The 11,252-nt window shown below is 47.3% G+C and carries 10 protein-coding genes; 5 read left to right on the forward strand and 5 right to left on the reverse strand.

Annotated elements, in window-relative coordinates:
- Positions 1-105: 105 nt before the first annotated feature.
- Together ASC49_RS03830 and ASC49_RS03835 are read left to right on the forward strand one after the other, a co-directional pair.
- On the forward strand, positions 106-1,764 hold the full coding sequence (locus ASC49_RS03830) for a nitrite/sulfite reductase (RefSeq protein ID WP_055461895.1): 1,659 nt from the start codon (positions 106-108) through the stop codon (positions 1,762-1,764).
- On the forward strand, positions 1,761-2,255 hold the full coding sequence (locus ASC49_RS03835; RefSeq protein ID WP_055461896.1) for a DUF934 domain-containing protein: 495 nt from the start codon (positions 1,761-1,763) through the stop codon (positions 2,253-2,255). Before ASC49_RS03830 ends, ASC49_RS03835 begins: the two co-directional genes overlap by 4 nt.
- Here ASC49_RS03835 and ASC49_RS03840 read toward each other — a convergent pair.
- The gene (locus ASC49_RS03840; RefSeq protein WP_055461897.1) at positions 2,249-3,661 is read right to left on the reverse strand and encodes an aminotransferase-like domain-containing protein; all 1,413 of its coding nucleotides are present in this window, start codon (positions 3,659-3,661) and stop codon (positions 2,249-2,251) included. The two genes, ASC49_RS03835 and ASC49_RS03840, sit on opposite strands and share 7 nt — an antisense overlap.
- A gap of 229 nt (positions 3,662-3,890) precedes the next feature.
- On the opposite strand from ASC49_RS03840, the gene ccoG reads away from it, so the two are divergent.
- Both ccoG and ASC49_RS03850 read left to right on the forward strand, forming a co-directional pair.
- Complete coding sequence (gene ccoG / locus ASC49_RS03845) at positions 3,891-5,240, forward strand: cytochrome c oxidase accessory protein CcoG (RefSeq protein WP_055461898.1); 1,350 nt, start codon at positions 3,891-3,893, stop codon at positions 5,238-5,240.
- Positions 5,241-5,778: 538 nt separating this feature from the next.
- Positions 5,779-6,000, forward strand: a complete 222-nt coding sequence (locus ASC49_RS03850; RefSeq protein ID WP_055461899.1) for a hypothetical protein — start codon at positions 5,779-5,781, stop codon at positions 5,998-6,000.
- A gap of 35 nt (positions 6,001-6,035) precedes the next feature.
- On the opposite strand, the gene darG is transcribed toward ASC49_RS03850, so the two are convergent.
- From darG to ASC49_RS03865, 3 genes are read right to left on the reverse strand one after another with little or no spacing between them, the layout of a single operon-like run.
- On the reverse strand, positions 6,036-7,124 hold the full coding sequence (gene darG / locus ASC49_RS03855; protein WP_055461900.1) for a type II toxin-antitoxin system antitoxin DNA ADP-ribosyl glycohydrolase DarG: 1,089 nt from the start codon (positions 7,122-7,124) through the stop codon (positions 6,036-6,038).
- A gap of 1 nt (position 7,125) precedes the next feature.
- Positions 7,126-7,773, reverse strand: coding sequence for a type II toxin-antitoxin system toxin DNA ADP-ribosyl transferase DarT (gene darT / locus ASC49_RS03860; RefSeq protein ID WP_055461901.1), 648 nt, complete (start codon positions 7,771-7,773; stop codon positions 7,126-7,128).
- Between the two features lie 3 nt (positions 7,774-7,776).
- Positions 7,777-8,706 carry a restriction endonuclease gene (locus ASC49_RS03865; protein WP_055461902.1) on the reverse strand — a complete coding sequence of 310 codons (930 nt, stop codon included), beginning with the start codon at positions 8,704-8,706 and terminating at the stop codon, positions 7,777-7,779.
- Positions 8,707-8,984: 278 nt separating this feature from the next.
- On the opposite strand from ASC49_RS03865, the gene ASC49_RS03870 reads away from it, so the two are divergent.
- Entirely contained in the window at positions 8,985-10,001 is a 1,017-nt protein-coding gene (locus tag ASC49_RS03870; protein ID WP_055461903.1) for a lipoate--protein ligase, read from the forward strand.
- On the opposite strand, the gene ASC49_RS03875 is transcribed toward ASC49_RS03870, so the two are convergent.
- Positions 9,985-11,214 (reverse strand): LysR family transcriptional regulator, encoded by a 1,230-nt coding sequence (locus ASC49_RS03875; RefSeq protein WP_055461904.1) that lies wholly within the window; start codon positions 11,212-11,214, stop codon positions 9,985-9,987. The two genes, ASC49_RS03870 and ASC49_RS03875, sit on opposite strands and share 17 nt — an antisense overlap.
- Positions 11,215-11,252: the final 38 nt, after the last annotated feature.

Consider the following 11,252-nt stretch of genomic DNA (forward strand, 5'->3'; position numbering starts at 1 on the left):
TGGCTGCTGGGTTTTTTCACGGTGACTGGAGCGGGTTATGCCTTAAAAGGAATCATCTTTTTAACCTTTGGCTAGGCAATATCATCTAATTTCTAAGGATAATCAATGTATCAATATGACGACTACGACCGTGCTCTTGTAACAGAGCGTGTCGCACAATTTCGTGACCAAGTGGCACGCTATCAAGCGGGTCAACTGAGCGAAGATGAGTTTTTGCCATTACGCTTACAAAATGGCCTGTATCTGCAAAAGCATGCCTATATGCTGCGTGTGGCCATTCCGTATGGGGTGCTTTCTGCGAAACAATTGCGCGCCTTGGCTCATGTAGGGGATACCTTTGACAAAGGCTATGGCCATTTTACCACCCGCCAAAACATTCAGTTTAATTGGGTGAAATTACCTGAAGTACCGGATTTACTCGCTTACCTAGCAGAGCATGATATGCATGCGATTCAAACGTCAGGCAATGTGGTGCGCAATGTCACGACGGAAGCCTTTGCGGGGGTAGCGGATGATGAAGTCTACGATCCGCGTATTTTTGCAGAAATTATTCGCCAATGGTCGACTATTAATCCGGAGTTCTTATTCCTGCCGAGAAAGTTCAAGATCGCCGTCAGTGCTTCTGAGGAAGACCGCGCCGCCGTGCGCATTCACGATGTGGGGTTGTATCTGTTCCGTGATGAAGCAGGGGAGCTTTTCTTTAAAGTGATGGTCGGCGGCGGCTTAGGACGTACGCCTTTTCTTAGTCAAGTCCTTAATGAAAAGCTGCCATGGCAAGATTTGCTCACCTATCTGGAAGCGGTGCTGAGGGTGTTTAACCGTTATGGCCGTCGCGACAGCAAATATAAAGCGCGCATTAAAATTCTCGTCAGCACCCTAGGTATCGAAGCCTTTAGGGCCGACGTTGAACAAGAGTTTCAACAGATCCCTAAAGAGATCAACCGTATAACCGACAGTGAGTTAAGTCGTATTGCCTCACAGTTTCTACCGGCTGTGTATCAGTCATTGGGAGAAACGGATTTAGAGTTTGCGACCCACTTGCAAAACAATTCGGCTTTTTCTGACTGGTATGACCTGAATGTGCGCCCTCATAAAGTGTCTGGTTATCGCTCGGTCGTCATTTCTACTAAGTTCCCGAATAATATTCCGGGCGATGTGACCAGTGATCAGATGCGCGGAATTGCCACGATTGCCGAGCAATATGGCTTTGGCGAAATTCGAGTGACCCATGAACAAAACTTAGTGTTGCCGGACATTCCCAAGTCCGCTTTGTTGGCAGTCTGGACCCAGCTCAATGAATTAGGTCTAGGGCTTGCGAATCATGCTTTGCTGTCGGATATGATTGTCTGCCCCGGGGCAAGCTACTGTAATTTAGCCACGGCCCATTCTTTCCCTGTGGCTGAACAAGTGGTTCAAGCGTTTACGCTGCAAGAGCAGCAAGAGATTGGTTCAGTGAGTATGAATTTATCTGGGTGTATTAACTCCTGTGCCCACCACCATATTGCCAACATTGGTATGTTGGGACTCAATAAAAGTAAAACGGATCATTACCAAATCACATTGGGAGGACGTCAAGGCATGGATAGTCGATTGGGCAAGGTGTTGGGGCCTGCCATTGCTGAAGCAGAGCTGCCGAATGCGATTCGAACGCTGTTTGACGTGTACCGAAAATACCGAGAGGTCGATGAAAGCTTTATCCAAACCGTGGACCGTTTAGGGTTAGAGCCCTTTAAGGAAGCCCTGTATCCGGAGGCTCAGGTATGAATAACGTTATTTCATTGATGGATGGCGAGGCGAAGGTGGATCTCAATGATCCTTGGCAATGGGCTCAAGAGCATGACGCCATTGATCCTACTCACCGCATCGAAGACGTCACTACTTGGCTCAACACACCTGTGGCGTTACGTGCACAAGGGGTGTTGATTCAACAAGAGGAGGAGCTAGAGCTGGTAGCGCCTTACCTAGAGAGCTTTAAACTCATGGCCTTAGAGTTTAAAGATTTCAAGGATGGTAGAGCTTACAGCTTGGCGTACTTGCTGAGAACAAGGCTTCATTTTAAGGGAGATCTGCGTGCGGTCGGGGATGTGTTGCGAGATCAGTTGAGCTTGATGCGCCAATGTGGCTTCAGTAGTTTTGCTATCAAACAAGGCAAAGATCCCTTTGATGCGTTAAAAGGCATCAAAGGGCTCTCTGTGACCTATTCTTCCAGTGTGAACAACCCTTCACCGCTGTTTAAGCGGGTCAGACGTTACTGATCCTTTAGTAGGGTTTGAAACAATAAATGCAGCGCCGCTCGACGGCGCTCAGTTAAGGGCTGCGAGAAGCTTAGGCGCATGTGATTCTTATACAGACCATGGGCTGAAAACAGCACGCCAGGCGTTAAGACAATGCCTTTTTCAAGCAACGCCTTATAACTCTGCTGAGTATCAATATGGCTGGGTAACTCCAGCCAGCAACTCATACCGCCATTGGGCTTACTGAATTTTATGTGCGCGCCCCAATGCTGTCTAAGCTCCGCGATTAACTGATCCCGTTGTTCTTTCAATTGTTGGCGACGCTGATTCACATAGCGTTTGAAATGTCCCTGACTGATAAACTCGGCTAAGCCTTCTTGGACCGCTTGGGGGTTCGCCAATTGAGTAATCAGTTTTAGCTGGACAATTTTATCGTGCAATAGGCCGCCAGCGATCCAACCGATACGAAGCTCTCTGGACAAACATTTCGAAAACGAGCCACACAAGATTACACGTCCTTCGCGGCAAACACTCTTAAGCGGCGGGCAGAGCTCATTGTGAAAACTTAACTCGCCATAAATATCGTCTTCAATGACATAGAAATCATGCTGATTTGCGAGTTTCACGAGCGCTTTCATATTCGACACGGGCATTTTAGAGCCGGTGGGCGTGTGAAAATTAGGGGTGACGATACAGGCTTTTATCGGCCAGTCTTGGATTTTGTCTGCTAACTCTTGCAAGTCTAATCCAGTATTGGGGTCAGAAGAGATTTCAATGACATGCAGACCTAACTGCTCAAGCTGCTGTAATGCGCCGTAAAAAGCCGGCGACTCGATGGCTACCGTATCTCCTTTCTGGCAGGTTGCCATCAGTGCCAAGAAGAGCGCATGTTGGCATCCCGATGTGATGCATAAATCCTCTGCTGCCAAACTTGTCTCACGTTGGCGATAAAGATCAACGATGGCACTGCGAAGCCTGACAAGACCCTTTGGCTCATCGTAATAATGGGCTTTCTGCTCGGGATGGAAACGAGAGGCCTTACCGATCATTCGATTTAGGTTAATCAAGTGCTGTGCGGTAGCGGTGGAGCGATCACTGGGCAAAATATCAAAAGCGGCACTGCGTGACATGATATCGCGAAAGAGATCGGGGACGTTGACTTGAGCCGGGATCGAAGGGGTGGGGACCTTTTGCGGCGTATTGTAGTCGCTACTGACTTCGGCCACAAAGTAACCTGACTTGGGCACAGCATAGATCAGCTGGTCAGCTTCAAGCTTGTGTAACGCGTGAATCACAGTGGCTTTGGACAGCTCATGTTGCTGACACAGGGTTCGTACCGACGGCAGCTTCTCACCCACTTTATAGCGACCTGTCTGTATTTGCTGACGTAAAAAAACTTCCAGAGCCTCGTAGCGAAATACGCTCATAGCATGAGTCCTTCAATAAGTAGTCTGGGTCTATTTTAACGAATTTTTTGTGCCTTTTGCTAATCTGTGTCTGTTGAAGACCGCGGATCGGTTTAACCACTCAAAAGTATGCGTTATATCAAATGAAATCGTAACTCCGCCTGTGCCTATTCTTTTGCTCTTTATCTGTCTCTAATTTTCGATAGTTATCTCTCTAAAGTAGCCTCAATGTTTCGTTGAGGCCTAAATCATGCAAAAGATTCCATTAAAAGATACCACCCAACATCATGGCAAAATCTATGTCCGGCTAATGAGTGGCCGCTTTCAGACTTTACGTCGCATCGTCAGCTGGCCACTGCTGGCGGCTTTCTTTTTGATGGCTTGGCTGCGGGTAGACGGTGAGCCTTTATTGATGTTTTCATTCTCAACTCATCGCATTCTGTTATTTGGATTCGAGCTGTCTTGGTACGACTTGCAACTGCTGGGTGGACTCTTGATTGCTGGAGCCGCCTTGCTGTTTTTCCTTTCTATGCTGGCGGGGCGAGTTTGGTGTGGCTTTGCTTGTCCGCAGAGTATTTGGACATGGATTTTTATCCGTATTGAAGACCTAGTTGAAGGCAAAGCGAACCGTCGCGCCAAGCAAGATAAACAACCGATACAAACCAATGTACTACTAAGACGTGTCATCAAGCATGGCTTGTGGCTATTGGTGTCGATCCTCACAGCGCTCACCTTTACTGGCTACTTTACCGATGTGTATCACCTGCTGTGGCAAGCTTGGCATTTTGAAATGCCGATTTATATTGCGGTTTGGCTACTGACGGCGGTTGGCTTAACCTATCTCAATGCTGGCTTAATGCGTGAGCAAATCTGTCTACATGCCTGCCCGTATTCTCGTTTCCAATCGGTGATGCTGGACCAACACAGTAAAATTGTCTCCTACGATGAAGGCAGAGGTGAACCGCGAGCGGTGAAACAGTCCACTGGTGCTGTGAAACAAGGTGACTGTGTTGATTGCACCTTATGTATTCAAGTTTGCCCGGTCGGCATTGATATTCGCCAAGGCTTACAGGCGCCTTGTATCAACTGTGGTGCCTGCATTGATGCCTGTGACTCAGTTATGAAGAAATTATCAAAGCCATTAGGACTGATCCGCTTTGCCAGTGAATCCGAGTTGCAAGGACAAGCCTATCAGCTGTTCCGCCCCCGTTTGCTGGGTTATCTATCGGTCGTGTTTGTGGCTTTAACAACGGTGGTGTATGGCTTTACGCAAACGACTGACTTGTTAGTTGAATTCAACCGCGAACGAGGCGCGATGTATACCGTGCAGGGCAATGGCGAAGTTTGTAACTTCTATAAGGTAAAAGCGGAGGCATTTAATATTGCCGCTGAGCAAATGAAAATGTCAGTCACCACACCAAGTTACACCATTTATGGCAACGCAACGGTAGCGTTAGAAAAAGGCGATGCATACTGGCGTGGTGTGCGACTGTGTACAGACACCCCAGTGCCAGGTAAATCAATCGTTAATATGACATTCACTGCAGGGGAGGCTGGCACTGAAAAGCAAGTGACGTTCTTTGCCCCAAGGCCACTTTAGAACACAACCTCTAGCGCTAAGATAATCCTAGCCATGTAAACGCCTCTCAGCCCCTCACACCTCAGTGCGAGGGGCTTTTTATTGCACTCAGACAAATGTCACTTTTATCGTATCGGAAAGGCCCAAGAAGTGCGTTATTATCGGATCAATATTGATCGTTATGGATGCCTCTATGTCTCATGGAATCAACAAAGCCAATCTCACAGAAACCGATATCATTACCAAGCAAACGCAGAGGCAATCGCCGCATCCATATCTGGTACGAAGATTATCTGGTTGTATTAGACGGCAGAGGTGACTATATCCTGCCTTGGACGGCATTCTATATTGAATATGATCACGAAAGAGTGAAGCCGGAAACGAAATGGAGGGGTATAAAGCTGGCATCGCCCCCTACTGGAGACGGTGCCGTAACTCCTTCTACACATGGTAGATGAGATATGTGAACGATAAGTACACAAGGCAAATATATCAATATCAAATTGATAAATTGAGCTGATTTACACGGTAACTACTCAATAGGCTGGAGATAGAACCTATGAACAAAACCTGCCAAATTTGTGAGAAAGGGAGTTTGAAAGCAATCGTCGAGTGGATTGATGTTGATTATGAAGGTCATACAAGCAAGATCAAAAGCCGCTTGGCCAAGTGTGATTTTTGTGGCAGTGAGCAAGCTGATAACAGCGATGTTACTGAGAATAAGCGCGCAATGACTGCTTTTAGAAAGCAAACCAAAGCTACATCAGAGTCGATGAGATAGAAAGGCGACTAGGGAGCCACCTTTCTAGTTCAGACTTACGCAAGCTCAAGTCGATAGAAAGGTTTTAAGCGGTCAAGTGCCACCGAGATGGCTTTTTCATGAAAGATTTTACTCTTTCGCGCCGCAGCGCCTGCACCAGCTGGCCATTTGCCGATACCGTCAATTAACGCTGCTTTGCTCGGTTCAATATCTTCCTTATAGATTAGCCAATCCAGTGTAGAAAGTAGCTCAAGGCCGAAGGGGGTTTCAAAACCATCGATCAGCTGAATCGTTTCAGTCAATGCCGAGCTGAATGGCTTCATTTCACTGCTTTTCAGATAAGCCTCGAGGCGTTCTTTTTGCGCGTCGTCGAACCAGATCACATCAAGCGGATCACAGTCGCTGATACGCTTTTCACACTTTAGATAAGTGCCGTCTAGATGCTCTAACACATGACGAAGGCGGTCGGCATAAGGGCCATAAATATTAGCTCTAAAGCGTAATTCTAAAGGGTTACTTGGTAATTCTGGGTGGCGCTCGATAGAACGCTCCAAGAACCAAGCGAGTTTTTGAATCTCTAGTAAGCTACACTCGACCCCCAGCGTCCAGTATTGACGCACAAGCTCTGCAATCATGGCGCGAGCAGGCGTCAGTTTGAGCTCGCCTTTGCGTTTAGCCACATTTTGATACTGGGATGTGGGCTCATAGATAAAGATATCCACGTTATCCAAGTCAGAAAGAATTTGCTCAATTTGAGGCTTTACATCTGTCCAGTTGAGCTGTCCATTGCCTGCGCCTAAAGGAGGAATAGCGATAGATCGAACATCGCTCTCAATAATAAATGACCTTAAGTCCTTTAGTCCCTCTACAATCCATTCCATTTTAGATGGACTGCGCCAATGCTGCTTTGTTGGGAAGTTTATGATCCATCGCGGGCCAGTGAGCTCATCTGTTGATGTAACAAACATCTTACCTGTTTGTACTTGTTTAGCTTTACATGCTTGAGCGTAGATACTCATGTTTTTAGGAAAACGCTCTTTAAACATGAGTGCGATTCCTTTGCCCATTACACCTACGGTATTTACCGTGTTAACTAGGGCATCTACCTCTGCGTCGAGCAAGTTACCTTGTGTGTAATGAATCATATTAGAAATACCATTGCGTCATTTTGTGGACCTCTAGGGCAAGCGATCTTACCTGAATAGCTTGCTCTAGTTGAAGCTTAATATCTTCAGTATAACAAACAATGCCTAATAAGCTTTGAACAGGAAGGTGTTGGTAGACAAGTGCCTCCGCTTGATAGCGCTCTATTTTTTCTGGATCGTTTGCATCCCGTTGGAAATCTCTATTTTGCAGAATGTTCCAGTCTAGGTTAACTAAGTCGTTATATTGATTGAAAAATTCTGCCAACTGAGTGTAAGCGTGTCGATCAGTGAATACGAAAGGAATATTGTTTTCCAGTAGCTTTGGGATTGATGAAACCAATATTACTATTTCTTCGTTGCGTCGTTTTGCTACGCCTATTCCAGTAAAGATGTTGTACATCATGGGAGAAAACGGCGTGAAGTAAAATGGAACGTAATCACTTAGTGTTCCGTATGGCTCAATAGGGACAGCCCTTTGTGTTCTTTTTTGAATCAGCTCGGGATTACCAATGGCTTGGTAGTTAGGTGACTGAACAGTTGAATTCGCACTATAAAGACCATTATCTAAAATCCAAGGTATGTTGCTTACGTGGACGATGCGCCATATAAGGCCTTTTTGAGGATTCAAACTCTGATAGCGACCTGACATGTTTTAGCCCTCAAAAAACTCTTCATCGATCTTCTTAAGATGAAGAGTCTGCTCATTTCTACTGCCGATATTGTAGCGCAGCATAAGCTTCGCAAGTTGTTGTCCGTTGATTAACACGATGCGTGAGCCAAGGTCATTGGCGGTTTTGATCGCGGAGGCCGTGAAGTCGGAGGTGGTGATAAATAGCCCTTTCTGAGCTCTCTTCAAGTTAAGCGCGCCAAAGAAGTCTCGTATGTCGCTAGAGCTGACGTTGTTGCCTGCGGCATAGCGTTTGGCTTGGATGTAGATCTGATCGACCCCCAGCGGGTCTTGGTTGATCACGCCATCGACACCGTTATCACCGGTCTGGCCGAGGGCATGGGCGGTGCTTTCGCCTGTGCCGCCGTAGCCCATTGCGAGTAGGAGGTCGATTAGCAGTTGCTCAAAAAACGCCGGCGAGACGTTTCTGGTTCGTGTTAACAGCTCTTCTTCAAGGGCTTGGTTAATACGATGGTAAGCCTTAATTAATGCTTCATCGGGTGTAATCTCCTCGTCGCTCTGTTGGATTGCAGAGGTGCAATCTCTGCTATCTGTGCTCTCAATCTCATTACTCTTGTTCTTGAACGCTTGGAATTCGTCGAACTGCTTCAAGTAGTCATTGTTGATATCGACGTTGGCTGCGAGGGCTTCAAGGCCACGCTCAGTAATGATTAGATGGGCTCGTTTAGGGCTGTCGATCAGCCCCGCTTTTAAGAGGTAGGTACGAGCCCAAGCAACACGGTTATCTATGATTCGCTGATTGCCACTTGCAAAAAACTCATTGCGCTCTTCATCGGATAGCTGAAAGTGGTCGGCAATCGCTGTGACGAGGTCTCGAACGCGAACGTCTTGGCCAGGTTGCGAGGCAAGCTCTTGCAATAGCGGTTGCATGATTTGTTGGTAGTTCGGAATCATTCGGCTCTTCCTTAAGCACTCAAAGAGGGCGATTGGTCATGGCTGTTGGGAGATACGTGACTTTATTATACGTTTGGCTAATAAATCAAAGCAGAAAGGCTTCTAGATGTTTATTCATGTGAGAAAGTTTTCTGGGGCTGGTTTCTAGGTTGTACAAGCTTAGTCGAGGCTGGGCTTTTAACTAATTGTTACTGGCTGTTTTTCTGAGCACTGTGCTTTAATTCAATGAGTGGCCCCGATTCACTCTTCTCTCATTTGGCACACGGAAGCGAGTAGTTATGCATAAGACACGTATCCTGATTTCGACGACTTTTGATCCTTGGTTTAATTTGGCGGTGGAGGATACGATTTTTCGTTCCATGCCTGCGGATCAGCGGGTGTTATTTTTGTGGCGCAATGCGGAGACGATTGTGATTGGTCGTGCTCAAAATCCTTGGCGTGAATGCAATACTGAGCGTATGAAACAAGATGCGGTAAAGTTGGCTCGACGTCAGACAGGTGGTGGTGCGGTGTTCCATGATTTGGGTAATACTAATTTTACCTTTATGGCACCCAAGCCCGAGTACGATAAAGAGGTGTCGACCAATATCGTGCTGGCGGGTTTAGAAAAGTTAGGTATTAAAGGTCAAGCCAATGGGCGCAATGATCTGGTGGTGATGGAAGGCGATGTGATTAAGAAATTTTCTGGTTCCGCTTACCGTGAAACAGCCGATCGAGGCTTTCATCATGGCACCTTGTTATTGAGTGCAGACATGCAGCGTTTGGGGGATTACTTAAATCCAGATGAGAAAAAGCTGCAAGCCAAAGGTATTACTTCGGTACGCTCTCGAGTGACCAATTTAAACCAGATTAAGCCTGATATTGACCATGACATGGTGTGCGATGCGATTATCGCGGCTTTTTCTGAGTATTACGGCGAGCATGTTGAACCGGAGTTGATTGCTCCTGAGCATTTTCAAAATCTGCCCGGTTTTAGTGAGCGTTTTGCCCTACAAAGTAGCTGGGACTGGAACTTTGGTCAGACGCCACCCTTTACTCATAGTTTAGAAGAGCGCTTTGAATGGGGCGGTGTAGAGCTGTTGTTAGATGTAGAGAAAGGCATCATCAAGCAGGCCACGGTATATACCGATATGCTAGATCCAGCGCCGTTGGAAAATTTAACGCAGCGCTTAGAAGGTGTTCATTATAATGTCGCCAATGTGGTCGACGCAGTGGATCAACTTAAGAACACCTACCCGCAATATGCTATGTGGATGGCTGAGCTGAGTGATTGGCTCATTACTCAGCTGGAATAACCCAAGCTATTTTGCGCTTGATAACCGCCTTAAGTTCCTCAATAAAGGTGTCAATGATCGCAGATTGGTGCGCTTTGTGAAGCGTAATGCCGATGGTGCAATCCGGCGAAGGCAGGTCGATTGGCACTTGCTTGAGCCGCGGATTTAGCCGCTGAATATTCCAGTCGTCGTAAAATAGCAGAGCGATGGCATCACTATGAATCACCAGTTCTTCTGAAGACGCAAACGTCAGCATCTCTAATGCTTGGATCGGTGGTTTGTTATCGATACTGTGAAATAGCGTTTCAAAATATTCTCGAATCGGTGTGCCGTGGCGTGCCACAATCCAGCGCTCATCGGTTAAGTCCTTAAGCCCCATCGCCTTTTGATGCACGGGATGATCGGCTCGGGCGATCAGCGTGTACTGCGCATGTAACAGAGGAATCTCGATCAAATCTGGATGAATCGGCCCAGTTCTTAATAACCCTAGAAAGCAATCAATTTCCCCCTGTACCAAGGCATTTGCCAGCATGTGATAAGGGCCTTGCATGGCTTGTAAGCGGATGCGTGGATGCCGCTTAAAAATGGAAGCAAAGGCAATCGGCACTATGTCTTGGCAAGAAAACGAGAGCATGCCGACAGAGAGGCGGCCATTTAATTCATTGGGGCGGGATTGCAGCGCTTGGTGCAGAGACTGCGCAATTGGCTGGGCTCTAAGATACAGGGCAGCCAGCTCCTTGGCCGCTGGCTGTGGTGTTAACCCATGACGCAGTCGAGCAAATAATGGCTGTCGTACCATATTTTCCAATTCTTTAAGGGTTTTGCTGACCGCTGGCTGCGTGATGCCAAGCACTTCCGCTGCCACCGAGGCGCTGCCTAAGCGACACACGGCTTCGGCCACCATCAAATGGCGCCATTCCAGATGATTTCTTAGGGTTAAAACGGTGTGAGCACTTTTCTGCAGGTGTTGTTCCACCTCAAGGATCGCATTGAGTAGCGCATCGCAAGTGGCCATCACCACTTCGCCATCTGCGGTCAGCTCGGCGCCGCTCCAGCCCCGCGTGAAAATACTCACGTCAAGCGCTTGCTCTTCTTGCGCTAGTGACCGCGACACACTGGATTGACTGAGATTCAGTGCGGCACTGGCGCTTTGTTCCGAGCCTTTTCTCATTACTTCACGGATGACGCGGCATTGCTTCAATGTGAGAGGTGTTCCGCTGGTACTGTGATGCATGGGTGTTGTCCTGATTGCCTGCCTAGACGCGCATTGAT

The sequence above is a fragment of the Marinomonas fungiae genome, from assembly GCF_001418205.1.
In the GTDB taxonomy this organism is placed as follows: domain Bacteria; phylum Pseudomonadota; class Gammaproteobacteria; order Pseudomonadales; family Marinomonadaceae; genus Marinomonas; species Marinomonas fungiae.

What these genes read in the sequence shown, in the direction of transcription:
- ASC49_RS03830 (WP_055461895.1), top strand. Translation starts at nt 106, where the DNA reads ATGTATCAATATGACGACTACGACCGTGCTCTTGTAACAGAGCGTGTC.
- ASC49_RS03835 (WP_055461896.1), top strand. Translation starts at nt 1,761, where the DNA reads ATGAATAACGTTATTTCATTGATGGATGGCGAGGCGAAGGTGGATCTC.
- ASC49_RS03840 (WP_055461897.1), bottom strand. Translation starts at nt 3,661, where the DNA reads ATGAGCGTATTTCGCTACGAGGCTCTGGAAGTTTTTTTACGTCAGCAA.
- ccoG (WP_055461898.1), top strand. Translation starts at nt 3,891, where the DNA reads ATGCAAAAGATTCCATTAAAAGATACCACCCAACATCATGGCAAAATC.
- ASC49_RS03850 (WP_055461899.1), top strand. Translation starts at nt 5,779, where the DNA reads ATGAACAAAACCTGCCAAATTTGTGAGAAAGGGAGTTTGAAAGCAATC.
- darG (WP_055461900.1), bottom strand. Translation starts at nt 7,124, where the DNA reads ATGATTCATTACACACAAGGTAACTTGCTCGACGCAGAGGTAGATGCC.
- darT (WP_055461901.1), bottom strand. Translation starts at nt 7,773, where the DNA reads ATGTCAGGTCGCTATCAGAGTTTGAATCCTCAAAAAGGCCTTATATGG.
- ASC49_RS03865 (WP_055461902.1), bottom strand. Translation starts at nt 8,706, where the DNA reads ATGATTCCGAACTACCAACAAATCATGCAACCGCTATTGCAAGAGCTT.
- ASC49_RS03870 (WP_055461903.1), top strand. Translation starts at nt 8,985, where the DNA reads ATGCATAAGACACGTATCCTGATTTCGACGACTTTTGATCCTTGGTTT.
- ASC49_RS03875 (WP_055461904.1), bottom strand. Translation starts at nt 11,214, where the DNA reads ATGCATCACAGTACCAGCGGAACACCTCTCACATTGAAGCAATGCCGC.